We start from the raw sequence: 25390 nt of genomic DNA, 5'->3' as shown, positions 1-25390 counted from the left end.
CACTTACACTGCAAAATAACTCAACAATGATATAAATACTGTGGAATCGGGGCTTTTCAGGCACTTGGTCTGGGAAGCACATTCCCGAATAGATGCTCTACCATGACTTTACATTTTTTTGATCAGGCAAATATTAAGTGAAAAGTTATCAATTTCTAACCCCATTTACTCTCCCTAATGGTGTTGAAATTAAAAATCGTGTTGTATTAGCACCCATGACTGAACAAATGGCATTTCAAGATGGCACAGTAACTCAAGAAGAAATCAGTTATTTACAACAACGTGCAGGTGGTGTTGGCTTACTCATTACTCCTGTAGCCTATATCAATCGTGAAGGTAAAGGTTTTGAGGGACAATTAGGTGCAGATCATGACAGTAAAATTGCAGGACTGAGAAAGCTTGCATTTGCAATAAAGTCGCGTGGTGCAAAAGCTATTTTACAAATTTTTAGTGCAGGTCGTATGACCAACTCCTATATTACTCGTGGCTTACAACCTGTCAGTGCCAGTGCCATTGCAGCGCCAAGAAATGGTGCAGAAACTCCTCGTGAACTCAGTCATACTGAGGTTTTACAACATATTCAAGATTTTGCTCAGGCAACCCGACGTGCAATAGAAGCAGGCTTTGATGGTGTAGAACTACATGGTGCAAATACATATTTACTACAGCAATTTGTTTCACCACATTCTAACCGTCGTACAGATCAATGGGGTGGTTCATTAGAAAAGCGCTTATCTTTTCCTTTGGCTGTTATTGATGAAGTTATGAAAATCAAACAACAATTTGCTGATCCATCTTTTATTGTTGGTTATCGTTTATCACCTGAAGAGATAGAACAACCCGGTATCAGCTTAGCAGATACTGTTTATTTTGTAGAAAAATTACAAGATACAGCTATTGATTATATTCATGTTTCAATGGGCAATGTGTGGCGTACATCCATGCGTGACTCATCCAATACTGTCCCAATTATTAGCCAAATTAAACAGGTATCAACTCAAAAACCTGTGATTGCTGTTGGTCATATTCGTACACCTGAACAAGCTGAAGCAGTTATAGAAAAAGATGCTGACTTTGTAGCATTGGGTCATCAACTGATTATAGATCCAAACTGGGTTGAAAAAGTCATGTCAGGACAGCAGGATACGATTCGTTATCAGCTTCATGTCGCAGACTTAGATGATTTAGGCGTAAAAGCGCCATTTTTAGAGTTTATTCGAGATATGCCAGGTTTTGACATTATTGGACTTGGTGATGAGTCACAAAGAATTATTGATAATGTAACCTATCTATAATTTTTTCTATTTTCCCCTATTGTGCTTTATACAAAGTCATTTTTGTTGATTGACAATAGGGGGAAATTAAAACCCATATTTAAAAACACTCAAATTTTTAAAAACTAAAACCAATATTTAAATTTACACGATACATCCATTTATCACTATTTTCTGAAGTTGCTGAAGTAAAACCTGTACCATTCGTTGCTCCTCCGATGATATTGGCATTTTTACCCCATGTATAATCCGCCCAAACCATAAAAGGAGAGGCAATAAACATTGCGCCTGTTGTATTCATCTGTGACGCTGCCCAATCACTGCGTTCTTTATCAAAATAACTATAGTCATTGTAGAAACGAATTGATTTAAGCTTACCCATATTTTGCACAGGTAAAGTATAGGCTAAGTTTAAGCTGGCTACTGTGCCCTCTGATGCAATAAAATACGCTGGCGTTAAACCATTTGCTCCCATCAGCGTCATATCATCATTGACCCCGTCAGGATTCTCTGCATCATATTGATAATGGATCACAGAAGATTGTAAATTCCAACGCTGATAATTACTGTTACTATGTAATCCCGCAGCATAATAGTGCCCATCTTTCGCAGTGGTTTTATTATGAAGCTGTGCAATCGCACCTGAAATGCCCACTTCATGTTTACCTAAATTTTCATTGCCAAATTTATGTACAATGCGTGCATTGAATTGATTTTTCTTTTCATTTTGGTAAGCAGCCTGAAATGGCAAATGATTTTCTGACAAATCATCATAGGTGGCTGACTCTGGAGAATAGCGTAAATTTGTTGCCAGCATTTGAGGATAATAACCTAATTTAATATCCCAATCTGGATGGTTATAATTCCAGTTTATCCCTGGCGCTGCATTATTGCCATATCCTAAAAAGAACGGGATATGATACGTCCAGCCATTTTGTGGGTATGGGTAAATTGCAAAAGGTTTATAGACAAATCCTGCTTCAATGCTTTGTGTCGGGCTTAAGTTATATCCCACATATGCTTTTTCAATTGAGGTCATTTCTTGATCTTGAATGAGATAACTGGCATTTAAATAAGCATCGTCAGATTTTCCTTTTAAATCCAAACGAAAAATATCAAAGTCCAGTTTACCAAAACCACGATTTTTACTCGCATCCCATTGTTCATATCTGTGATTTAAGCGTATTACTCCACCCACTTTAAGCGACTGCGTACCATCTTCACTTTTCCATTGAAGCGGATCATCTGCAGCCTGAACTGACATTGTCATCGCGCCTAAACTCAGCATCGCTATGAATACTCTAGTATTATGATTCATGATATTTCCCTATATGTACAAAATTTTATATACAAAACTTTGTTTATTTGTTGTTTTGGCTAAAAAAATGAGCTGCTTTTTGCAACTTAGTTTTTTATTGCATCGGTCTTATTGAAAGATCCCCATAGTCCTTGCATGGTTTTACACCCTACTTAAATGGTGTAAATCAATACTCAAAACACATATTGTATTTTAAGCATCTGTTTTTAAATAATTTTAAAGCTGTGTAATTCATCCTAAAATCACACAGGCAAGCTAAAATTTTAATCAGTGAGCATTCAATCAATACAACTTTTTCTGAGGTGGACCTGCAAATTTCAATGGACCAATGGCATTCATATCCAACTCGATCACAGCAGGACCGTTCAAATCAATTGCTGCCTGAATCACAGTTTTAAACTCATCCGCACTGCCGACTTTCCAGCTTTTCACGCCCATCGACTCGCCTAAGGCTTGATAGTCAGGTGTATGCAACTCATTGAAATATTGGCGACCACCAAAGTAATTATTTTGAATACCACGCATCACCCCATAGCCACCGTCATTCATAATCATCAGCACCATGTCAGTATTTTCTTGTGCCATGGTTGCAATTTCACCAATACCTAACATCAAGCCACCATCACCCACCAAACCCACAACTTTTTTATCTGGATTGGCAATGGATGAACCAATTGCATGTGCCAGTCCCAAGCCAATCGCACCTGCTAAAGAGTGAATGTTTTTATTCGGAGTTTGTACTGGAAATAAGCGGCTGCCCCATGTACTGCCTGACATGGTAATGTCACGTACAAAAATCCCATCTTCAGGTAAAGCCGCACGTAAATGATCACAAATCAATGCATATTGATCCATTTGTGTACGCAATGCCTGAATTGCATCTTCACGCGCTGCCTGAATCTCAGCATCATAAGCAGCATCTATCTTGGTTGTGCCATGCAGTGCCTGCACAACTCGTGCCAAGCTATCTTTGGCATCTGCACAGATAAATTGAGAAACTTTATAATTACGTTGCTGTGCCACAGGATTGGCATCAATCTGGATAATGCGTTCAGGAAATTCAACTGAATAGGTTTTGGTTTCATTACTGCGTAAACGTGAACCGACTACCACGAGTAAATCAGCCTCTTTTATCAATTTTTCAACGGCTGTCGAGTTGTGAAATGCTCTGAGTGAACGTGGATGATCATCCGCCAATACGCCTCGTGCATGTGTCGAAGACACCACAGGAATACCTAAATCTGCAATGGCTTTAACTTCATCTACGGCATTTAACGTACCGCCACCAATCCAAAATACAGGACGTTTGGCTTGTTTAATTTCCTCAGCAATCAGATTGATTTCCACCTCTTCCGCTTGTGGCAATTGCATAGCTTTTACAGGACCTAAATTTGCAGGCAACTCAATTTCCGCAGCCTGTACATCAATTGGAATCTCCACGCTGACAGGTCCCATTGGCACAGTCGTTGCTACACGAATCGCCTCACGAATCACACCTACTGCATTATCTGGACTGGTGATTCGAAACGCAGCTTTGCTTGATGCTTTTAAAAATGTTAACTGATCTTTGGTTTCATGGATGAAACTTGCATCACGATCTAAATATTCACGTTCAACTTGACCTGTTAAATGCAATACAGGACTGCCTGCATTCAGGGCTTCAATCAATGATCCAACCGCATTTCCTGCACCTGCACCTGTACTGGTCAATGCCACACCGAGTCCTTTAAAACGTGCATGTGCATCTGCCATGGTGACCGAACCTGCTTCTCCACGAGCTGCGACAAAGCGCATTTTTTCACGGCGTCCCACTGCATCAGCAATAGGTAAATTATGAATAGAAATCACACCATAAATACTATCAACTTGATGTTGTTCTAAAACACGTGCGATTGCTTCGCCTACATTCACTTTTTCCATCATTTTCATTCCTTAATTTTTCAATTTTTTCATCATATTTTGAGTTTTTTGGCTAATCTGACCATGGATTGGCGTGTTCGTTTAAACCCAGATAAATACTTTTTTGCTGCATATAAGACAAAATGCCCAAACGTCCTTTTTCACGCCCGATCCCACTGTCTTTGAAACCACCAAATGGCGCACTGATCGAGAATTTTTTATAGGTATTGATCCAAACCGTTCCCACTTCTAAAGTACGTGCAATTTTCCATGCTTTACGATAATTTTCAGTCCAAATTCCTGCTGCCAAACCAAAGCAACTGTCATTGGCTTGAGTGATAAGATCCTGTTCATCTGTATAAGACATCACCACCAATACAGGACCAAAAATTTCTTCCTGACACGTTTGTGCACTATTGTTTAAACCTGTGATAATGGTCGGCTTATAAAAACTACCTTTGGCAAATTCACCTTCAGTAATCGCCTCACCACCTGTCAGCACCGTACCGCCCTCTGCTTTTGCAAGTTCCACATAACGATGTACTGATTCCAAATGCTTTTGGTTAATTAATGAACCCATATGAACATTTGGCTGTTCAGGATGCCCTACGCGTAAACCTTCAGTGATCTCCACCAAACGCTTTAAAAATGTTTCATAAATTGATACATGTACAAATAAACGCGAACCTGCAATACATGCCTGACCTGCTGAACTGAAAATTCCGTAAGCCACTCCTTTTGCTGCAATTTCAAGATCCGCATCAGGAAATACGATAGTTGGTGACTTTCCACCCAACTCTAAAGAAGTCGTGATTAATTTCTCTGCTGCAATATGCGCTAAATGCCGCCCTGTGGATGTCCCACCCGTAAATGAGATTTTCCGTACCAAAGGATGTTGTGCAATTGCATCACCAATCACCGAACCACGCCCAATCAAAACACTCAAAATCCCTTTTGGCAGACCCGCTTCTTCAAAAATTTTAGCCAACTCCAAAGCAATTAAAGAAGTTGCTTCCGCAGGTTTTAAAATCACTGCATTCCCTGCTGCAATTGCAGGTGCAAGCTTTTGTACTTCACTTGCAATCGGTGAATTCCAAGGCGTAATAGCAGCAACCACACCCACAGGCTCATGCACACTCATGGTCAAAAAGTCTGAGGCACGCTGTGTGGTCAGCTCTTCATTCAATGTTTCACATGCCGCAGCATTAAACCGTGCTGTTGCAGCCGCACTCATCACTAAGGCACGGGTTTCTGACAAAGGTTTACCATTATCACGGGTTTGTAATTTGGATAATTCATCTACACGCGCTTCAATAATATCAGCAACACGATAGAGAATTTTGGCACGTTCATGCGGCAAACAGTTACGCCATTCAGGTTTACGCCAAGCCTGATCTGCTTTTAAGATCGCTTCTTCAACATCTTCCAAACTTGCAGTAGAAATTTCTGCATTTACAGAATTGTCGGCAGGAAATAGACTTTGAATGACATTGCCACGTCCTAAACGCCATTCTCCTGCGATATAAATTTCTTTTACCATGCTACTCACCAAAATTCCTTTTTAAATCTGAATCGCATCTACACTATTGCGACATGCACGAATCACGCTTAAAGCAGCCAAAGTTGATGTTTTTGGATTGCTTTCCAAAGGTACACCAATCATTTCAATACTCATTTGCCCAAAACGACCTTCTGCAATGATGGTATGTTTATTTTGGCTAATATTTGGGTCTACAGTCAGCTCAACCATCGTTTCATCCAGACCAATTCCTGCAAGTGCGATGGTTGCTGCCACATTGGCATTGGCAGGAAAATTGACGGCAGCTTCACGTGCAGTGCCACGATAAAACACTGTTGCTTCTGTCACTCGATCTAAATCCACCAGTTGTTCTGCATAGCTGCCACGCCAACTATTTGGACTTTTACACCCTTTATAAGTCACTTTTTCCAAGCCACCTTCTTTGGCTGCTGCAATGCCATCAATGCCTGCAATTGCCCCTGCTAATAAGTGAATATGTGCGCCTGACTTCTCAGCAACTTGTTGCAATTTTTCAAAAAAAACGGTATCTGCCAGTGTTCCGACCGAAATCAAACCCAGATTCCAACCCTTTGCAAGCACCTTTTCCGCATGTTCTTTGACTGCTGCCTGACCCGCAACTTCAATCACATAATCAGGTTGCCCTTGGCATTGCTGAATATCAGAAATCACTTGTACATCTGCGGCAACTTGCCGTTGCACACTCGCCACACTGCGTTCAGGGACGACTACCCATTTCAGTGCCAAGTCTTTTGGTAAATGTGTACGCACTTCATTTGCCATGGCACCAAAACCAATCATCATGAGTTGTTTCATAACATCCCCCTTATAAATGCTTGTTAAAGCCACCAGATACATCTATGGCAGAACCAGTGGTATACGATGCCAAAGGTGAAGCTAAAAAGACCAAAGCACGTGCAGGTTCTTCGGGCTTACCTAAACGCGCCATAGGAATGCCACGTTTTTTCGCAATATTGCCGATCCACTCTTCCCATGTCTGATGAAGATCTGAACGGTTTTCAAAACGGCGTTTCCACTGTGCTGACTCGACCATACCCAACAAAATCGAATTCACACGGATGTTGTATTGTGAAAACTCATGTGCCAATGAATGCGTCAGGTTGAGTAATGCTGCCCGTGCAGATGAGGTTGCAATCATGTGTGGTTCAGGTTGCAATGCCAATAAAGAATTCACATTGGTGATTGAGCCACTATTTGATTGTTTCAACGCAGGTAAAAACGCACGAATTGGATGTAATACACTGAAATACTTCAACTCAACTTCTTTAATCCAATCTTCATCTGCTGTGTTTTCAAAATCGGATACACGTCCTTGACCTGCGTTATTGATTAAAATATCAACACCACCAAATTGCTTTTGCACAAGATCTGCAAATTTTTGTACATCTGCCTTATCTAAAACATTACATACAGCGGTAAAGACTTTTGCATTTGGATAACGCGCTAAAATTTGCTGTTTAGACTCATTTAAACGCTGTTCATCTCGTCCACACCAAGCAACACATGCGCCTTCTGCCACCAAAAGTTCTACTGTTGCCAGTCCAATACCTGATGAACCACCTGTAACGACCGCTTTTTTATCTTGTAATTGGAAGCTCATTTTCCGTTCTCACATCCCTGTGTCATGTAGTGACAATAAAATTTGGTTAAACTGTTCAGCTTGGTCTAAATAACTGAGATGACCTGCATCTTCAATTTCATAAGATTGATTTAACTGAAACTGATCCACCAATTGCTGAATATCCTGTGGTGGTGTAATACCATCTGACATGCCTTTAATGACATAAACATTTGGCTGTTTTGGGCTTAAATAAGACTGTATAGCGTCATAAGCCAATAAATATGAAGCACCCGTAAAGCCTTTTAAACTAATGTTTTGCATGATATTTTCAATCAGTTGCAATACATCTGCTGTGGCATGCGCCACCAAATATGGTCCTCGTGATTGAGCCATGCCCACTGCGCCGAGTTCCTGTAACATTTTTGGACGTTTTTCAAAAACATCCTGTTGTTTTTGTGAATCAAAACCTTTATATCCTTGTGCCACATTGGCAAGTACCAATGCCTGCACAGATTCAGGATATAAAGCCTTAAATGCTGCGGCTTGCATCGCACCCAATGAGTGTCCAACCAAAAACGCTTTTTGAATGCCCAAGCTGTCCAACATGGCTTTTAAGCGCTTTGCATAGTCTTCGGCATTGGGTTGCTCAGTGCTTAAATGGTCAGACTGCCCATAACCCGGTGCATCCCATGCCACAACATGAAAATGATGACTCAACGCTTGCAACTGTTTGACCCACGAGCCTGAACCTGAACTGATCCCATGTAGCAATACAAGGTGTTGCCCCTGACCTGCTTCACGATAAGACTGCTGAACGCCATCAAAAGAAATGGTTTTCAATTCAAATGCGGCAAGTTGCTGAATTAAAGTCATCATTACATTCCTTATATTTAGCGCTTAATCTGAGAAAGAGGATGCTCAGGTGGATAATTTGGAATCGTAGGTTTACCTGTGCCCAACATCACACACATCAAGGCATCTTCTGTTCCTGGGTTATATAAACCACGGTAAATTCCTGGTGGAATAGAAATCAGATCACGTTCTTTTAAACGGGTTGAAAATTTTTCACCCTCATGTTCAATAAATAAGTCGATTTCACCACGCAACATGAAAAAAACTTCTTCCACATCATGATGAATATGCAATGGACCTTCACACTCAGGCGGAAGTACCATGGTTGAAAAAGTAAAGTTTTCCGCAGGTACGGTATTACCATCGGTTGCTACACCTGTTGCACCAGTTCCCATGTAGCGCATCTGCGCACGGCGATATTTTGGGTCATAATCTGCCTGAAATTTCAGTGCATCAAAGTCATAACTACGCGTTTCAAAACGTGCAATACGCCCATCCATCCAATCTTCCAATGATTGCCCTTCTGGCTGTTTCCATGATTCAAATTGTTGTACTGACATAAGTTTCTCCTATGATCGCTCCGAGTTTTAAAAATGTTGCAGCGATCCAATCTGGTAAATTGAGCCCCTCAGTATTCAAGAAGGAGCTGTTGATCCAATGAATTAATAACGCTTCAGCAAAGGTGCCAAGAAAAAGGAACCTATAAATGCCACTGCTGCCAAGAACGTAATTCCGATATTAAAACTGCCTGTTTGCATGACAATTGCACCAATCACTACAGGCGCTGCGGCGCTGGCAAAATTACCCAGTCCATTGAAAATCCCGCCTGCTGTTGCCCCCACATCTGCTGTGGTAATACGTGCTAACAATGCAAATACGGCAGCAACTCCGAAACCCCATGACATTGCACTGAGTGACATTGCCAAAATCACCATCATGGGTTCTTTTGCAATGACCATCACGTACATAAAAACACCCGCCAGTAATAAACCACCACTGACCTGAATTGCACGTTTACCCATTTTGTCTGAAAAAAATGCGCCAACGACTTCACCAATCAACATGGCAATAAATGGAAAGCTTGAATAAATACCAAATTCTTTTAAATTAAAGCCTTTGTCTTGAATTAAATATGACGGTACCCAACTGTTTAAGCCCCATAAATAAGTCATCAAAGCAATATTGAAAACACACAACAACCAGAAAGCAGAATTCGTCATCAAAGCTTTGGTATTGCACACATGCGTTTTAAAATTCACACGTTTTGCTACACCATCTAGATCGACTGTGCGTTTAAGTTGTAAATTACGTAAGCCAAATACGATCAAAGCCAATACAATAAACGTCATTGCACCCATGACGAAAAAGGTAGTGTGCCAATCATAATGTGCGAGTACGAATGCGGTGATTGGGAAACCTAAAAAAGCACCGATAGGTGTACCCAATAAAAACATCGTGGATGCACGTGCTTGCTGACGATCTGTATACGTCTGTTTGACAATGGTATAAGCCAATGCAAATAAAGGACCTTCAGCTAATCCGAGTAAAACGCGCAAGGTCATCATCATTGAATAATCTGTGGTAAATCCCATCAGAATCATCAAGATGCCCCATGAAGTCACACTCCAAAACAACATTTTTTTAGGGCAAAAAATATCACCCAAAAAGCTGAGAAACATGGATGAGAAACCATAAGCCAACAAGAAGCTTGTCATCAACCAGCCTAGTTTTGCTTTATCTTGTCCAATCCCCATTGCATTCTGAAATGTTGCATCAGAAAACAATACGGCAATACTGATTTTGTCAAAGAAAGCCAACACAACGCAGATCATTAAAATAATCGCGGGTGTCCAATGCTTAATCCCTGTTTTTACATCATGATCCATGGGAAAATCCTTTAATTCATGGCTGATATTTTTGTTTTGAATCCTTACTTCAGTTGCATTAGATTAAAGTCAATATCTTGCAATTGGGCTGGATCTAACTCTCGCTGACTGGTCATCCATCTTTTCCCCAGTTTCACCAGTTTTGAGTCATTGACTGAAATCATATTAAGAAGTTGATTCTGTTCATTTAAATATAAAAATGCTTGTTGCGTTTCGTTAACTTGACGAACAATCATTTGATGCGTTTTTTCAGGTTGATAGGTACCTAAAATCTGAATATTGCATTGGTACTGATCCGACCATAGCCAAGGAATATCCTGATAAGCCGTCATTTCCCCAAGCATGGACTTGGCTGTTGCAATCGCCTGATTTTGTGCATTTGCCCAAGACTGAATGCAATAACCTAAAGTAGGATGAATCGCAACATCACCTGCAGCATAAATATCGGCATCAGAGCTTTGACCAAACGCATTGACAACAATGCCATCTTTAACATCCAACTTTGCCAAAACTGCCAATTCTTTGGCTATTTCTGCACCTGCCCCAACCACGACACAGTCAAATTGTTTTAGCCTAATCTCATCGTAAAAAACTTCTACTTTTTGATTTGGTGCCTCAATTAAATGCAATTTCGTTGCATTTAAATGAACCACTACACCTGCATTTTCATGTAATTTTTTTAAATAATCTGAAACCTCAGGGCTTACACTACGCGCACAAAGACGAGAGCCATATTCAAAAATTTCAACTTTTTTACCCTGTTGGCATGCAGTCGCTGCTATTTCAAGCCCGATCCAACCTCCACCAATGACAGCAATATGTTCAGCTGACTTTATTTTCTCTGCTAAGGTCTGACAATCGTGAATATCACGTAAGGTATAGACATTTTGCATACTCGACCAAGTGGCAACAGGAACACGCGCTCGACTGCCTGTGGCAATTAATAATTTGTCATATGGCAAAACTTTGCCACTTTCCAAATGTACAGTTTTATCTGTAGTATCCAAACGAACTGCATGATCTGGCTTATGCCATATCACTGAAAAATCACTGATTTGATCCTCAGAAAATAAATTTAAACTCGTAAGTTCAGCTTCTTGTGCTAACACTTGTTTAGACAAAGGTGGGCGCTCATAAAAAACATGCGTTTCATTCGACACTACATGAATTTCACCTGTAAAACCCTGACCACGGAGCGTATGGACTGCCCAACCTGCGGCTTGCCCTGCACCGACAATCACAATTTTATTCATGTTGATCTCCTTATCATTTTGAATGACTAAGCAGGTTTAACCTGACGGCGGGTTTCATGATCAAGCCCGCCTTCGATTGCCCACTCAGTAAACAGTTCAAGGCAATGCTCTTCTTCACGTGGTTGCCATGCTTCAGTTAAATAATCATCATTGGTGTAATATTCAAATGCACCACCCAATGGTGAGTTGACATACCAAAAATAAGCAGACGAAATAGGATGACGTCCCGGACCAATAAAAGTCGACCAATCCTGACGATTCATACTTAAACCACCGCCAATCACCTCATGAATATCACGCACCACAAAAGCAACATGATTTAAACCCGCAGGTTTATTCGGTATAGACAGTAAAAATAAATCATGATGAAAACCTTCGCCACGGCAGCGTAAAAATGCCCCACGTTTACGATAAGCATCTGACAAATGAAAACCTAATTTTTCAATATAAAATGCCTGAGTGGTTTCTAAGTCTGGTGTAAAAAAGACAACATGCCCAATATCCACAGGTTCAGCTTTTTCATATACAGGACTGGCTGCATTAATACGTTGAATATTGCCAAACTGGTTCATTCCTTCGGTTTGTACCGTAGGTAATTCATGCGTAATACTGTGTTCAAAGCGGATCGTCATTCCATTTGGATCACGACATTGCACAAATGCAGCTGAGCTGTCGAAATCAGGCTCATTGCCCAATTTTTCTGCTAATTTTGTTAAATCCTGTAGGTTTTCAACTCCCCATGTCACTTCACGTAAGGTCGAACCTGCTTCAATGGCTGGTGGTAAACGCGCATCTGTAATATCAAACAAATAAATTTTGCAACCGTTCTGTGTTTGATATAAATCGGTATGTTCAACATCCGTTGCAATAGGTTTTAAACCAAAATCAGCTAGAAATGTCTTTGCCTCTTGGCGGTTTTCAACACCAAATTTAAGGACTTCGATTCCTGTAATCATGTCTTACTCCTTAATTAAAGACGAAACCGCCATTAACCAAAATATTTTGTCCAGTCACAAAAGATGAGAGGTCTGAAAGCAAGTAAATGGCTGTACCATTGATATCCTGTGGCAGTTGCTGTCGCTGTATAGCTCTTCCATTCACATACAAATCATGACGTGACTGTGGAACATATGTTGTCGCCTCAACCAATGTCAGCCCTGGACTGATGGTATTGACACAAATATTGTCTGCCCCCAACTCACTTGCCATAGAACGTGTCATGGAAATGATGGCACCTTTACTTGCTACATAAGCCATCAGATTAGGCGCACCCCATAATGCTGTGTCAGACGCAATATTGATGATTTTTCCCTGTCCTGAAGCTTTTAAATGTGGAACACATGCTTGTGAAACCAACCAAGTGCCTTTGACATTGATGTTCATGACACGATCCCAAAGTGTTTCGTCATAAGCCATCATGTCAACACCACCAACACCCGTTGCTAGCGCTGCACAGTTAATCAACCCATCTAATCCACCTAAAAGCGCAACTGTTTGTTGTACTGCTTGCTGAATAGACTGTTTTTGGCTCAAATCTATCGTGACGGAATAAACGACTAGATTGTTTTCTGCTAACTTTTCAGCTTCTTGTTGCACCAAGTCACTTAAGATATCTGCCATGACCACTGCTGCACCTGCTTCAGCTACAGCTTGGGCGAAATCTCGTCCCAAACCTCGCGCCGCACCTGTAACAAGAATGCGCTTTCCCTCTAAAAGTGATTGCTTAGCCATTGGCAACTTCCTGAATAGCAATTCGCTGATCTGACACATTGCGCAAAGACATGATTTTTTTAATTTGTTTCTCAGCTTCTTTTTTCATTAAACGGCGTAAGCGAGATAAACCTACGTCATGCTGATACAAAAACTCATGTTGACGGGCATTCGGTGCCATATTTTCCAAAATAATTCGATCTTGTTCCAATACATCCCAATGTAATTGTTCTAAATGGTTTCGATATAAGAAACGCCATACATTGCGCTGCCATCCCTCGACTTTGCGGCAACGCCAGAAGAAGACGCGAGTATTTTTTGCATCAATTGGCGTTGCAAAACCTACAATCCAAAACTCACCACCTGGTCCAAATGACTTACGGTATGGAATTGATAAACGTAACCATGCTGCACCCGTTTGACCATATTCCACCCAGTCAAAGTTCACACCAGTTTGCCCTTCTTTTTCAAAAATAAAACCATCTTTGGTTGGGCGATGCTTCATCTCAGCAGTACGTTCACCGTCTGCCATTGAGTGTGAAGTGCAATGCAAATAGGTTCCATGCATTGGATCCATGACATTATCAATGGCATATTGGTGATTGACTTTCCAATCCGCTATACACAGAAAAGAACTCCATTCCTCACTAGACAACTGATCAGGCAATGCTAACTCAGCAGCTTGTTCAGCATCATCCAAGCCAAACCAAATAAAAATGGCATCGTTCATTTCTTTGACTTGGTACGATTTAACGCAATCTGAACCTTTCAATGGACAGTCATGAACAGCAGGGACATCCTCAACAACACCGTCATGTCGAACTTCTACACCGTGATACCAACACGCAACCCGATTGCCAAGATTCCAACCCAGTGATAATCGTGCCCCACGATGCGGACAACGATCTTCAAGTGCATGAACCATGCCTTGGTCATCACGCCATACCACAATATTTTCACCTAAACGGGTAATACCAACAGGATTTGAAGCCACTTCCCAACTTGCCAATACGGGATACCATTGATCACGTAAACCTAAATCCAAATATTGTTCTAAATTAATTTCTGTTGTCATGAGAAAATCCTTTTCTTAATAGCCCAAACGCTGCATTTCTGCTGAGAAACTTTCAGCTGTCCATAAATCCCCTGCTATCGTTCTAAAACCTTGCAGGTTTAAAGCATCCGTTAAAGCATCCAGTTCAGTCACATCCTGATTAAAGGCTTGCATTAAATGCTGTACAAAATCCAGTTCATATTGACTTGGTGCACGACTACGGTTTTGCCAAACCAGATGTTCAACTTGTCCCGGAATCTGAATATTGTTAATTCCTGCTTCTGTTGAAGGCAGTGCATGGTTCCATTTCGCAAGTTTTTCATTAAAGTTTTTCATGTGAATATTTCCTTTTCTTCATGATCAATTAACGTTTAAAGCTGAACTTGGACTTCGCCATTTTCAACTCTGACGAGATACGTACTTAAATTTCTGCATCCCGGACCACTTTCTAACGCACCCGTTTCTAAATTAAAAATTGCTTCGTGCAATGGGCATTCAACGGTAAACCCTTCGATAAAGCCTTCGGTTAATAAAGCAAAAGCATGTGGGCAGACATTTTCAACAGCAAAGAAACGCTCTTCGATCATAAAAACGCCGATTTTTTTATCTTCAAATTCCATTGCTTTCGGCTCTTCTTCAGCAATTTCATTGGTTTTACAAACAGTGATCCAATTCATCTTGTTATCTTCCATGTTTTATATGCAAAACATAATTTAATATTTAAAACATTAAGCATAGGATAATATCTGAGCGATTTATTTGTCAATTTTTATAATTCATTTAAAATCAATATATTGATTATTTTTTACATTTTGCAATGTTTTATTTATAAATAAATGTTTTATATATAAACATTGTTGTCTTAAAAAAAGGACGTTAGAATAGTGATTTAATTTTGTCATCCAACAATGATAAAGGTGAGCATGACAATGGATTTAATAAACAAAGACACAACTGTGGTGCAAGAAAGTGAAAGTAATAATGATGAACGCTATCTTGTTCCTGGCTTAATTCGTGGCTTAGCCATCTTAAAATTATTTGATCAACATCAGCAGGAAATGACGATTTCTGAAATTGCAGAAAAAATTGATGTCAATCGCTCCAGTGCTTTTCGTTTGATTCACACTTTGGAACATTGTGGCTATCTAAGAAAAATGTCACAAAAGACCTATGCTTTGGACAGCAATGTCATGGCACTGGGTTTTAATAGTTTATCTAAATCATCATTGATTGATTTGGCGATGCCTCTTATGCGTGAACTTAGAGATAAAATTAAAATTGCGGTACATCTCTCTGTTTTAGAAGGCACAGATATTGTTTTTATTAGTAATGTACAATCAAATGGTGCATTTACCAGTAATGTACATATTGGTACGCGTTGGCCTGCACATGCTACCGTCATTGGACAATTAATTTTGTCACAGCTTACAAATGCTGAAATCAAAAAACGTTATGAAGGCATGACGGACTGGAAAGTTTATTCTGAACGTACCCCGCATGATATAGATTCACTCCTACTTCGATTACAAGAAGTGCGTGAACAGCGTTTTATGGTGAGTTGGGGGCATTTTAATACGGATATGGCAGCCTGTGCAGCACCAATCTATAATCAAATCAATAAAGAGGTCAATGCAGTTCTATCTGTTAGTTGTCCAATTAGCACTTATACCGAAGAACAATTTAGACATGAAATTGCGAATGATGTTGTCGAGTATGCCCATAAAATATCCCAATTTATTTATGTTTAATTTATTTATCTGATGTTACGCATTGGATTTAAATTAAATAGCTGAAAAAAGCAAAAGCTAAATTTACACGACGGGATCTTACATCTAAAGTTGAAATTTGGGATTAGCCTTCAGCTCAACCTACTTTTGTTTCGGCAAAAGTAGGCAAAACCATCTTGCGGACTCAAAATATATTTTGAGGATCCTCACCGCAAAACTCGTCGACCACCGCAAATTGATAAATACATCGCAGAAACATTTCTCCCCAAAGTAGTCCTGCCTCAAACACGTTGCGGATGACGTTTTCGCGTATCCACATTTTTCTAGCTCAAAAGTTTAATTTTAGAGTTACTGCGTAACATCAGTTATTTATGTTGAATTGTTTCTTTGCTCTATTGCAAAAATAAAACGCTGTATTAAATGCGATTGTTGCGGTTTATTTTGGATTACAGCAAGTTTTTAAGCTTGCTGTAATCTTGGTATTGATCACGTAGGAAAAATCAAATCGAGATCTATTTAGCTTGATTGTTCTCTTCAATGATTCTATTAAAACTGATAAGCATAAGTGGTAAACACTCGATTTTCAGTATAATCACCACCAAAATTATTTTTATAATTGATATTAAACCACTGTAAACCAAAACCTTTAAACAAACCTTGTTTGACTTTATAACTCAAAATCACATCCAATTGTTGTTCTTTGGCATGACTTCGCTCAGCAACTTGAAAACCATCGCCACGAATATATTTCAGATCTAAAACTAAATTCGGAATGACCGAGTCGAATTGGTATTGATAATTGACATGTAGTGACTTTTCCTTAGCACGACTAAACATTGCTTGCGTCCAATTGATATAGCCCAATACTGGCACTGTATCAATCATTGGAAAGGCATCATTTCCAGCGATTTTTTGATATCCCAAGCCCACTGTATGATTTTTCCACGAGACATTTTGCAATATCCCATAGTATTGACTGTCTATATCGCCTAGTTTTTCCTGACCAGTTTCTTGATTATCATAAAATCTTATTTTACTGTGCAACTTAAGTTGTCGATATGGTTGTTTGATATCTACACCAAGATGAATTTGTTGATATAAATCTTCTAAATTTCCATAATATGCGTTTAGAAAATATTGATCCGCAAATTTATATTTATAGTTCACATAATTTAAAGCATCTGATTCAATCCCTTTCACACTGAGTTTACGAAAGTCCTCTTCATTTCGTGGTGAAAACCGATTGATTTGTCCTATTTCTAAGTTTTGATTTAAGCCTTCTATTTGATAAGTAATGCCTTTATATAAAGTGACCAATTGACGTGCATAATCTGTCGTTGCCAAAGGCGTATCGATCCATAATTCACCCCAATGAATTTTCTGATTTTCATATTTTAGTGCTACAGAACCTGCAACTTTCTTATAATGCTCAGCTTGCTCGCCTGTAGTCCGATCAAAAGGCAAAATAACATCATTAATATGTTGGTCTTCACTTAATCGTTGCGCATATTGCAAAGAACCTGTGACCTGTAATGCTACTTTATCAGTGAGCTCATACTGTCCTTGCGTTCGCGCAATCATCCCTTGACTCCAACTTCCTACGTCTGCTTGCTGGGCATCATATTTCCGATCTGCATATAAATTTTTCAATAAAATATCTGTAGTTAAGCTTTCTGCAGACACAAATGTGCTATATCCCCCAAATCCGACTAGGATTGGAAGCCCATATTTTTTTAACATCTATTTATTCCTTTAATATATTTTTGTTTTAACCACGCTAAAGTCAGCATGATGTATGCTCATTGCACGATTCCATGGTGCATGAGCTTGTAAATAATCATGTAGATCTACGATGTGGCTTATCAAAACCACATCGTATTCAAAGGATTAATCGGTCTGATTTTTTAAAAATTCGGGCTGAACACAGGTGTCATAAAAACAATTCATTTGACCATATTTATAGCGCACAGGTGCATACACCACACCAACATGTTTGGCATATTGATCCCATGCTTTCGCCATTTTCTCGGTTTGTTTTGTATTGCTTAATGCCAAGTTATGTAGAAAACTTGGATCATTTTTTCGGTTATAGAGTTCCCATTGCCCTGTACCATACGGTGGTGCTTGCATTTGAACAGCCCAATCCCCTTGATAATAAGCACGGCGAGTATTGAACTCCCAACCGATTCCACGTTCAGGCTGCTTTTTACCTTGCAAAGTTGGTAAAATTGAACGACCTTCCATTGCTAATAATGTTTCACCTTGATTGGTTTTAGGACGTTGAATATTTGCCAGATCTAACATCGTCGGTACAAAATCAATCACATGTGCTAAATCATGATTAAGGTTGGCTTTTTTCTTTTGGTTTGGATATTGAATAATCGCAGGAACACGAATCCCTCCATTTGCTAAATAACTCTTAAAATAAGGATAAGGTGTAGAAGAAACTTGCGCCCACTGTGGTCCAAGCGCTACATACGAATTATCTTTCCCCATATTTTCAAGACTATTATCAAATGTCTCATCTACCCATTTACGGATACCATTTTTGTGTGCTGTCGTACCTAAGGATTCTGGTGTTGAAGACTCTGCACCATTGTCTGAAATAAACAATACAATGGTATTGTCTAGCTCACCATTTTCTTCTAAATGCTTAAAAATTCGACCAATATTATGATCTAGATTATCAATCATCGCGGCATAAACTTGCATGGTTTTGGCTTGGTCTGCTTTTTGCCAAGGGGTGAGTTTATCCCATGCTGGGAATTTATCTTTAAAAGGATTATTAATTTTCGTGTTAGCAGGAACAATGCCCAATTCAATTTGTTTCTTTAAGCGTTGTTGACGTACCACATCATAGCCATCTTCATATTTTCCTTGATATTTTTTTAAATATGCATCAGGTGCTTGGAGTGGCCAATGCGGACTGGTATATGCCACATAAGCAAAAAATGGCTCACCTTTTTTACGGTCATCTTTTAGATAACTCAATAATTTATCGGTATAAAAATCGGTTGAATAGAAGTTATCAGGTAATGACGCATCTTTGCCATCCTCTTTATATTTAGCAGGATAATTTGGAAATAATGCGATTTGTTTAAAATGGTCTGCACCGCCTGGCACCAAGATAAATGATTTATCAAAACCGCGTGCATTAGGCAGACTATCCTCACCCCCACCTAAATGCCATTTACCTGTCATATAGGTTTTATAACCATTATTTTTTAATACTTCTGGCAAAGTCATGACACGGCGATTTAATTTTCCTTCATAACCTGCTTTACCAATTTGCTCTGGCTGTAAATACTCTGCCATCGTCCCCAAACCAGCTTGGTGATGATCATTGCCCGTTAATAACATCGAACGTGTGACTGAGCAAGTTGGACCTGCATGAAAATCGGTGAGTGTGGTTCCATTTTGTGCCAATTTTTTTAAGTTAGGTGTTGGGATTTCCCCACCAAAAGGTTCAATGTCTGAGTAACCTAGATCATCCGCAACGATCAATAAAATATTGGGTTGTTTCTGAGTCTGAGGTGCGGCAGATGTTATGTTTGCGAGTGCTAAGGGAATCATAGCCCACATGAATCTATTCATCATAAAATATTCCTTTTTTACGATCATTGTTGTTTTGCGATTTAAATCATGCTGTGCAGCATTGATACAATTGAATGGCTCAACTTCAACCTCATCCAAAACAAATCAAAGTTGAGCCGAAAAACATGCTTGTACAAAAATAAAGTACAAAGCTCACCCTTCACTCAATCAGAAGTGAATTAAATGAAGTGGGTTTTAAATTAAATGGATAATATATTTTTTAAAGCTGTTTTAAGTTCAGCAACTGGTGCTTGTGGTAAGGTTTGCATACGCCAAGCAATGTGATGGTCTGGACGTACCAAGACACAACCTTGCTCTTCAATATCTCGAAGTGCTTCCCAATCACCAAAAGTGTCGAAATAATCCATTCCTAAACCAATTTTCACTACTTTGATCGGGCATGATATTTCTTTTGAGATCTCTGCAACTGCGGCTTTCCAAGCATCACCACCATGCCCTGTAAGCAGGGTAAATTGCCCTTTACCACACAAATCGAGCGTTGAAAATTGTCTGCCTCGACGATCATGTAACCAAGCATGTGGTAAACGTGCACCCGCCCAAGTCGTTGCTTGATAATACAATTCAGCATCTTGAAGGTATTTCGGTTCAGGGCGTTGATCCGCAATCACAGCACAACTTTGATAACGCTGTCCGATTTGAACACCATTACAATTAAATTGGTAATTTTGCAATTGAATCGCTTGATGCAATTCAGCACGTTTTTGTTGACTATTTCCCGCTTCACCAAAGATTAAATCTAAAGCTGCCTGACCATCTTCTAAGCTTTGTCCAGGTTTGAACCCTAATGCGTTGGCAATCGGTAGCATATTTTCCACACTACGCATGGCACGGTCTACAATCTGCTGTCCTACAGGTTGACGTTCTTGAGTATAGCTTTCTAAAAGTCCTGTACCTGCATGTCCTTTTAATACCAAAGCAAGTTTCCATGCCAAGTTAAAGGCATCCTGAATAGATGTATTGGTACCTAGACCATTGGCTGGTGGATGGCGATGTACCGCATCTCCCATACAGAACACACGTTTATGCCCATATTTTTCAGCCACAATATGATTGATCTGCCATTTACTGGTCGATAAAATTTCAATTGGTACACTGTCATCCCCAATTACTTGATGCGCACGCTTGATCACTGCTTCTTCGCTTAAATCAGGCTCACCTTGTGCAGGATCATACATATACAACATGACCCACTCATCCCATGGTTTCACACAAATAAATGTACCACTTCCCACCCAATAATCACTGCCAGGTTGCACAATCCAATACAGCACACCAGGACGATGTTCACAGTATTTACGAAGATCAGCTTTAAGCCAAACATTAACCGCACAGCCTAAACCATGTTGACCTTTTAAAGGTAACTGAAGCTGCTCAACCACTTTACTACGTGCGCCATCCGCACCAATCATATACTGTGCTCGAACTAAATAGATTTCGTTCGTAATACGATCCTGAATACGTGCAGTTACACCCTCATCATCTTGGGTAAAATCTAAAAACTCATGATTAAAACGCATATCAGAGCCTGCACGTAAAGCTTCATTAGCAATGATTGGCTCCATCACATGTTGTGCAATATTACACATAGAGGATGGACTCGATTGCTCATATTCAGATTTACGATCAACTGCTGTTCCCCAAGCTTGTAGACGTGCAATTTCATCGCCTGCAAAACTGGTTGCCCAAACGTTATTTTCCATAAAAGCTTGCGGCACTGCGAGTTTTTCTACTTCTTCCTCGATTTGTGCATCACGGAAGACTTCCATGGTTCGTTGGTTGGTAATATGTGCACGTGGGCTATTTGCTGTCCAACGATATTTGTTGATCAATAAATTTCGAATACCATACTTAGACAAGAGTAGTGAAGTGGCTAAACCTGCTGGACCACCACCAACAATCAATACAGGGACTTCAATCGTTTTTGTATTTTGCATCGTAAATTTCCATTTTCACTTATTTTTAACTGATGTCTGATTCAGTTAAGCTTCAAAATTTGTCACAAACTCATCTGGAACTTCGGGTCCCCATAAGTACAGTGAGTCTTCGGCAGGATGAACTTCAGCTTGCCAATTTAAATCTGCAGGAATAAAGTCAATATCATAGGAATATTCGCTATAACTTCCCCAAGGGTCACGCACATAGTAAAAATAATTTGAACCTAAAACGTGTCGACCTAGTCCCCAGCCTTGCGTCCAACCTTGATCCGTCATCTGTTTAGCGCCAAGACCGACCTCTTCAACCGATACAACATCCCAACTACAGTGATGAAAGCCTTTCGCAGAAGATTGTGCGAATGCAATCGTATGATGATCTGCCCCATGTACTGCATGTAAAAATGCAACCGCATCTTTTGAATAATCAGAAAGTTTTAAACCTAGCGCTGTTTCATAAAACTGAATTGAACGCTCAATATCCGAAGTAAAAAGCAAAATATGTGACAAGCGTGTAGGCTGAACTTTGGCAGCATTGCGACGAAAAGCTGCACCCCGTTGACCAGATACTTGCGTTTGTTTTGCATCTATATCCTTTTCATTAGGTGTAACTTTTTGACTCACAATGACTTCAACATTGACACCATCTGGATCGATAAATTTAAAGCCATCCTTCCCGAAGGCATTCTGAAACAAAGTCGTCATCTGTCCGCTTTGTTCAACACGCGCATTGAGTGCTTGTAAATCTTCGGCATAAGCACCAAAAACAATTTTGCGCAGTCGCTTTTTATCTGAGGGATATAAATATGACCATACATGCTGAGAACTAAAAGTTCTTAATGCAAGATACTCATGCGCTTCCTCAACATCCAAACCAAAATCTGTGTAGAATTTTTTCGCTGTCTTTAAACAAGGGACATCCAATTCATAATGATCTATTGAATGTACACCGAGCTTTCGTCCTGAAAGCATTTGTCCTAAAGCCATGTTTACATCTCCATTTATTAAACATGTTTAAGTCTTAATTCAAATAATTTGCCGTATCGTCCTTGATGCTTATTCCTTTTAACGATCAGGTTTATTCATTCACGATCGGATTTGACAACAAACCGACTTTTTCAATTTCTACTTCGCACACATCACCATGTTTCATAAATAACTGCGGTTTACGTGCAAAACCAATGCCTGCTGGTGTTCCTGTAACGATCACATCACCCGCTTCTAGAGTAATCGCTTCTGAAATTGTGCTGATTAAAGTTTCAATATCAAAAATCATATCGTCTGTATTGGCTTGTTGAACGACTTCGCCATTTAAACGTGTGGTGAGTAATAGACCTTTTGCACCTGCTGGAATTTCATCAGCAGTCACAAGATCTGGACCAAATGCACCTGTGGCATCAAAGTTTTTACCTACGGTCCATTGCGGCGATTTGAATTGATAATCACGAATCGAACCGTCATTGAACACTGAATAGCCCATGACATAATCCAGCGCTTGATCCTTCTGAATATGTTTGCCTGTTTTACCAATAATAACCGCTAACTCACCTTCAAAATCCAATTGATCAGAACATTGAGGCTTTAATATATTCTGTTGATGACCAATTAAACTCGATGCAAAACGTGGGAAAAGCGTTGGATAATCAGGCTGTTCATACGGCGACTCACTGGTATGGTCTGCATAATTTAAACCGACACAGATGATTTTGGGTGGCTGTGCAATCGGTGATAAAATTTCTAATTCACTTTCTATCAAATAATCAGCAGCGTTTAATACTTGAAACGCTTGCTCTAATGCCTCTGCACCTTTTTGAATTAGGGTTAATAAATCACCTGGGTAATTTGCTGCATTTTCTAATAATCCCTTAATCCCCTTTTCATCACGCACTGCGATACCGTGAATTCCATTTTTTGAAAAGCTTAAAAAGCGCATTTTAAAATCCATTATGTGTTGTGTGTAATATATATATAAACTTAAAAAATATATTGTCAATAAAAAAATATATTTTTATTTTTAAAAAATATTTGTTATAGTGATTTCTAAGTTTTAAAAATTTTGCAAAATGTATGACCTCTGAAAAAAATCTTAGTCAAACTGAAAATGTTTATCTCAGTATTCGTGAAGAAATTATTTCAGGCATGCTTGCACCTGGAATTAAAATAAAAATTAATGACCTATGTAAAAAACATGAAGTCAGTTTAGGTGCAGTTCGTGAGGCATTATCACGCCTGACTGCTGAAGGGTTAGTACAGTCTGAAGCACAAAAAGGGTTTAAAGTCACACCTATTTCGATTGAAGATTTGGAACATTTAGCGATTGCTCGAATTGAAATTGAATCAATTTGTTTAGAATATTCCATTCAACATGGAGACTTAGATTGGGAATCAAATATTTTAGCCACTTTTCATAAACTGAAAAGAACACCTGAACGTATGACAGAAAATAATAAAATCACAAGCCCTGACTGGGAACACATTCATCATCAATTTCATTTATTGCTTGTTTCAGCCTGCCCCAATACATGGTTACTCAAAGTACGTGAATTTCTCTATGCACAAAGTGAACGCTACAGACGTTTATCAACACATTATGATGATAAAAGCAGAAACTTAGCAGAAGAACATGAACAGTTAATGAATGCTGTGATTCATAAAGACACTGCATTAGCAAAATCAATTATTAAAAATCATATTTTGCTTACAACAGAAATTATCCTCAATGCGATGAAAAATTAGTACAAATTATTCATATATTTTTATGCTTTAAAATTGAATTTAAATTAAAAAATTGAGTTGAAACCATGTAAAAGCCTCAATATTTGAATCAAGGCTTTTTAATGATCAACTAAAATATATAAATTTTATCAACTAAACCGTTCTACCGCCATCGACTGGAAATTCCACCCCTGTAATAAATGACGCCTGCTCAGAACATAAATACAGTGCGGCATTGGCAACATCTTCAGTTTCCACAAAACGTCCCATGGGGATGGTGGCAATAAATTTGACTCGATTTTCAGGGGTGTCAGGTACGCCCATTGCAGATTCCAAAATACCCGTCGCACCCAAAGTTGGGCAAATGGCATTGACCCGAATATTCCACGGTGCAAGTTCAACCGCCATCGACTTAGACAACATATTGACTGCGCCTTTAGAGCCGTTGTACCACATCAGTCCAGGACGTGGGCGAATACCTGCCACTGAACCAATATTTAAAATCACGCCACTTTTCTGTGCCTGCATCAAGGGAATAACGGCATGGGAAAAGTTAAAAATCGACTTTACATTGACCCGAAACACTTGATCAAAAGAGGCTTCATCGACATCAAGCATTGGCATATTTTTATGGGTCACCCCTGCATTATTAACCAAAATATCAACTGTCCCGAATTGTTCACGAACCTGTGCAACCGCCTGCTGTACAGCTTCAAAATCACCGACATCAACCTGAACGGCGATTGCCTGTTGACCAATTTCTGTCGCTACTCGCTGTGCTGCCTGCACATTCAAATCCAATATTGCCACCTGCGCCCCTTCCAAGGCAAAACGCTTGGCAATGGCTTCTCCAAAACCTGAACCTGCACCAGTAATAACAGCAACGCTATCCTTAAGACTTAACATACTTCTTCCTTACGATTAAAACTTAAATATTCAACCTCTTGCAGAAATTAATTTATGATCAATAAGCAATTCACAAAGATAGTTCCCTCTCCTTTTTAAAGGGATGAGCGTAGTTACGCGCAAGAGGGAGA

General features: G+C 39.5%; 23 protein-coding genes. 3 read left to right on the top strand and 20 right to left on the bottom strand.

Annotated features, from left to right (window positions below; translation table 11 throughout):
* Positions 1-137 precede the first annotated feature (137 nt).
* Positions 138-1295 (top strand): NADH-dependent flavin oxidoreductase, encoded by a 1158-nt coding sequence (locus tag C9E89_RS12225; RefSeq protein WP_107008617.1) that lies wholly within the window; start codon positions 138-140, stop codon positions 1293-1295.
* Positions 1296-1392: 97 nt separating this feature from the next.
* Here C9E89_RS12225 and C9E89_RS12220 read toward each other — a convergent pair whose 3' ends face one another.
* The 14 genes from C9E89_RS12220 to C9E89_RS12155 all read right to left on the bottom strand — a co-directional run bounded on the left by C9E89_RS12220 (position 1393) and on the right by C9E89_RS12155 (position 15042).
* Positions 1393-2562 carry a hypothetical protein gene (locus C9E89_RS12220; protein ID WP_373431858.1) on the bottom strand — a complete coding sequence of 390 codons (1170 nt, stop codon included), beginning with the start codon at positions 2560-2562 and terminating at the stop codon, positions 1393-1395.
* Positions 2563-2874: 312 nt separating this feature from the next.
* Positions 2875-4515: a thiamine pyrophosphate-binding protein gene (locus C9E89_RS12215; protein WP_107008615.1), complete on the bottom strand. Its 1641-nt coding sequence runs from the start codon at positions 4513-4515 to the stop codon at positions 2875-2877.
* 49 nt (positions 4516-4564) lie between these two features.
* Positions 4565-6031: an aldehyde dehydrogenase gene (locus tag C9E89_RS12210; RefSeq protein ID WP_107008614.1), complete on the bottom strand. Its 1467-nt coding sequence runs from the start codon at positions 6029-6031 to the stop codon at positions 4565-4567.
* A 21-nt stretch (positions 6032-6052) separates the two neighbouring features.
* Positions 6053-6844, bottom strand: a complete 792-nt coding sequence (locus tag C9E89_RS12205; protein WP_107008613.1) for an aspartate dehydrogenase — start codon at positions 6842-6844, stop codon at positions 6053-6055.
* Between the two features lie 10 nt (positions 6845-6854).
* Positions 6855-7649: an SDR family oxidoreductase gene (locus tag C9E89_RS12200; protein ID WP_107008612.1), complete on the bottom strand. Its 795-nt coding sequence runs from the start codon at positions 7647-7649 to the stop codon at positions 6855-6857.
* A 9-nt stretch (positions 7650-7658) separates the two neighbouring features.
* Entirely contained in the window at positions 7659-8486 is an 828-nt protein-coding gene (locus C9E89_RS12195; RefSeq protein ID WP_107008611.1) for an alpha/beta fold hydrolase, read from the bottom strand.
* A 14-nt stretch (positions 8487-8500) separates the two neighbouring features.
* Positions 8501-9022, bottom strand: coding sequence for a cupin domain-containing protein (locus tag C9E89_RS12190; protein WP_107008610.1), 522 nt, complete (start codon positions 9020-9022; stop codon positions 8501-8503).
* 102 nt (positions 9023-9124) lie between these two features.
* Positions 9125-10348 (bottom strand): MFS transporter, encoded by a 1224-nt coding sequence (locus C9E89_RS12185; protein WP_107008609.1) that lies wholly within the window; start codon positions 10346-10348, stop codon positions 9125-9127.
* Positions 10349-10392: 44 nt separating this feature from the next.
* The gene (locus C9E89_RS12180; RefSeq protein ID WP_107008608.1) at positions 10393-11601 is read right to left on the bottom strand and encodes an NAD(P)/FAD-dependent oxidoreductase; all 1209 of its coding nucleotides are present in this window, start codon (positions 11599-11601) and stop codon (positions 10393-10395) included.
* Between the two features lie 26 nt (positions 11602-11627).
* The gene (locus C9E89_RS12175) at positions 11628-12557 is read right to left on the bottom strand and encodes a VOC family protein (protein ID WP_107008607.1); all 930 of its coding nucleotides are present in this window, start codon (positions 12555-12557) and stop codon (positions 11628-11630) included.
* A gap of 10 nt (positions 12558-12567) precedes the next feature.
* Positions 12568-13332, bottom strand: a complete 765-nt coding sequence (locus C9E89_RS12170) for an SDR family oxidoreductase (protein ID WP_107008606.1) — start codon at positions 13330-13332, stop codon at positions 12568-12570.
* Positions 13325-14386, bottom strand: a complete 1062-nt coding sequence (locus tag C9E89_RS12165; protein ID WP_107008605.1) for an aromatic ring-hydroxylating oxygenase subunit alpha — start codon at positions 14384-14386, stop codon at positions 13325-13327. Before C9E89_RS12165 ends, C9E89_RS12170 begins: the two co-directional genes overlap by 8 nt.
* A gap of 15 nt (positions 14387-14401) precedes the next feature.
* Positions 14402-14701, bottom strand: a complete 300-nt coding sequence (locus C9E89_RS12160; protein ID WP_107008604.1) for a recombinase-like helix-turn-helix domain-containing protein — start codon at positions 14699-14701, stop codon at positions 14402-14404.
* 35 nt (positions 14702-14736) lie between these two features.
* Positions 14737-15042: a non-heme iron oxygenase ferredoxin subunit gene (locus tag C9E89_RS12155; protein WP_107008603.1), complete on the bottom strand. Its 306-nt coding sequence runs from the start codon at positions 15040-15042 to the stop codon at positions 14737-14739.
* A gap of 252 nt (positions 15043-15294) precedes the next feature.
* Between C9E89_RS12155 and C9E89_RS12150 the strand changes: the two genes are divergently transcribed.
* Positions 15295-16113: an IclR family transcriptional regulator gene (locus C9E89_RS12150; RefSeq protein ID WP_107008602.1), complete on the top strand. Its 819-nt coding sequence runs from the start codon at positions 15295-15297 to the stop codon at positions 16111-16113.
* 525 nt (positions 16114-16638) lie between these two features.
* On the opposite strand, the gene C9E89_RS12145 is transcribed toward C9E89_RS12150, so the two are convergent.
* The 5 genes from C9E89_RS12145 to C9E89_RS12125 form a co-directional block, all read right to left on the bottom strand.
* Positions 16639-17832, bottom strand: coding sequence for an OprD family outer membrane porin (locus C9E89_RS12145; RefSeq protein ID WP_107008601.1), 1194 nt, complete (start codon positions 17830-17832; stop codon positions 16639-16641).
* Positions 17833-17979: 147 nt separating this feature from the next.
* The gene (locus tag C9E89_RS12140) at positions 17980-19689 is read right to left on the bottom strand and encodes an arylsulfatase (protein ID WP_322887902.1); all 1710 of its coding nucleotides are present in this window, start codon (positions 19687-19689) and stop codon (positions 17980-17982) included.
* A 197-nt stretch (positions 19690-19886) separates the two neighbouring features.
* Entirely contained in the window at positions 19887-21641 is a 1755-nt protein-coding gene (locus tag C9E89_RS12135) for an FAD-dependent monooxygenase (protein ID WP_107008600.1), read from the bottom strand.
* A 45-nt stretch (positions 21642-21686) separates the two neighbouring features.
* Positions 21687-22625, bottom strand: a complete 939-nt coding sequence (locus C9E89_RS12130) for a VOC family protein (protein ID WP_228199032.1) — start codon at positions 22623-22625, stop codon at positions 21687-21689.
* 91 nt (positions 22626-22716) lie between these two features.
* Positions 22717-23571, bottom strand: a complete 855-nt coding sequence (locus tag C9E89_RS12125; protein ID WP_107008599.1) for a fumarylacetoacetate hydrolase family protein — start codon at positions 23569-23571, stop codon at positions 22717-22719.
* Between the two features lie 134 nt (positions 23572-23705).
* Between C9E89_RS12125 and C9E89_RS12120 the strand changes: the two genes are divergently transcribed.
* On the top strand, positions 23706-24374 hold the full coding sequence (locus C9E89_RS12120) for a GntR family transcriptional regulator (RefSeq protein ID WP_107008598.1): 669 nt from the start codon (positions 23706-23708) through the stop codon (positions 24372-24374).
* A 132-nt stretch (positions 24375-24506) separates the two neighbouring features.
* On the opposite strand, the gene C9E89_RS12115 is transcribed toward C9E89_RS12120, so the two are convergent.
* The gene (locus C9E89_RS12115; protein ID WP_107008597.1) at positions 24507-25259 is read right to left on the bottom strand and encodes a glucose 1-dehydrogenase; all 753 of its coding nucleotides are present in this window, start codon (positions 25257-25259) and stop codon (positions 24507-24509) included.
* Positions 25260-25390 lie beyond the last annotated feature (131 nt).

This window comes from Acinetobacter sichuanensis (assembly GCF_003024515.2).
GTDB classification, from domain to species: Bacteria; Pseudomonadota; Gammaproteobacteria; order Pseudomonadales; family Moraxellaceae; genus Acinetobacter; species Acinetobacter sichuanensis.
The sequence above is the reverse complement of the archived record's forward strand: the minus strand, read 5'-3'. Positions and strand labels throughout refer to the sequence as shown.

Bases quoted from the DNA above. Each gene is read 5' to 3' on its own strand.
- C9E89_RS12145 (WP_107008601.1), bottom strand. From the start codon at position 17,832: ATGTTAAAAAAATATGGGCTTCCAATCCTAGTCGGATTTGGGGGATAT.
- C9E89_RS12125 (WP_107008599.1), bottom strand. From the start codon at position 23,571: ATGCGCTTTTTAAGCTTTTCAAAAAATGGAATTCACGGTATCGCAGTG.
- C9E89_RS12115 (WP_107008597.1), bottom strand. From the start codon at position 25,259: ATGTTAAGTCTTAAGGATAGCGTTGCTGTTATTACTGGTGCAGGTTCA.
- C9E89_RS12190 (WP_107008610.1), bottom strand. From the start codon at position 9,022: ATGTCAGTACAACAATTTGAATCATGGAAACAGCCAGAAGGGCAATCA.
- C9E89_RS12140 (WP_322887902.1), bottom strand. From the start codon at position 19,689: ATGATGAATAGATTCATGTGGGCTATGATTCCCTTAGCACTCGCAAAC.
- C9E89_RS12205 (WP_107008613.1), bottom strand. From the start codon at position 6,844: ATGAAACAACTCATGATGATTGGTTTTGGTGCCATGGCAAATGAAGTG.
- C9E89_RS12210 (WP_107008614.1), bottom strand. From the start codon at position 6,031: ATGGTAAAAGAAATTTATATCGCAGGAGAATGGCGTTTAGGACGTGGC.
- C9E89_RS12195 (WP_107008611.1), bottom strand. From the start codon at position 8,486: ATGATGACTTTAATTCAGCAACTTGCCGCATTTGAATTGAAAACCATT.
- C9E89_RS12165 (WP_107008605.1), bottom strand. From the start codon at position 14,386: ATGACAACAGAAATTAATTTAGAACAATATTTGGATTTAGGTTTACGT.
- C9E89_RS12175 (WP_107008607.1), bottom strand. From the start codon at position 12,557: ATGATTACAGGAATCGAAGTCCTTAAATTTGGTGTTGAAAACCGCCAA.
- C9E89_RS12220 (WP_373431858.1), bottom strand. From the start codon at position 2,562: ATGCTGAGTTTAGGCGCGATGACAATGTCAGTTCAGGCTGCAGATGAT.
- C9E89_RS12180 (WP_107008608.1), bottom strand. From the start codon at position 11,601: ATGAATAAAATTGTGATTGTCGGTGCAGGGCAAGCCGCAGGTTGGGCA.
- C9E89_RS12155 (WP_107008603.1), bottom strand. From the start codon at position 15,042: ATGAATTGGATCACTGTTTGTAAAACCAATGAAATTGCTGAAGAAGAG.
- C9E89_RS12150 (WP_107008602.1), top strand. From the start codon at position 15,295: ATGGATTTAATAAACAAAGACACAACTGTGGTGCAAGAAAGTGAAAGT.
- C9E89_RS12135 (WP_107008600.1), bottom strand. From the start codon at position 21,641: ATGCAAAATACAAAAACGATTGAAGTCCCTGTATTGATTGTTGGTGGT.
- C9E89_RS12215 (WP_107008615.1), bottom strand. From the start codon at position 4,515: ATGATGGAAAAAGTGAATGTAGGCGAAGCAATCGCACGTGTTTTAGAA.
- C9E89_RS12185 (WP_107008609.1), bottom strand. From the start codon at position 10,348: ATGGATCATGATGTAAAAACAGGGATTAAGCATTGGACACCCGCGATT.
- C9E89_RS12200 (WP_107008612.1), bottom strand. From the start codon at position 7,649: ATGAGCTTCCAATTACAAGATAAAAAAGCGGTCGTTACAGGTGGTTCA.
- C9E89_RS12160 (WP_107008604.1), bottom strand. From the start codon at position 14,701: ATGAAAAACTTTAATGAAAAACTTGCGAAATGGAACCATGCACTGCCT.
- C9E89_RS12120 (WP_107008598.1), top strand. From the start codon at position 23,706: ATGACCTCTGAAAAAAATCTTAGTCAAACTGAAAATGTTTATCTCAGT.
- C9E89_RS12170 (WP_107008606.1), bottom strand. From the start codon at position 13,332: ATGGCTAAGCAATCACTTTTAGAGGGAAAGCGCATTCTTGTTACAGGT.
- C9E89_RS12130 (WP_228199032.1), bottom strand. From the start codon at position 22,625: ATGGCTTTAGGACAAATGCTTTCAGGACGAAAGCTCGGTGTACATTCA.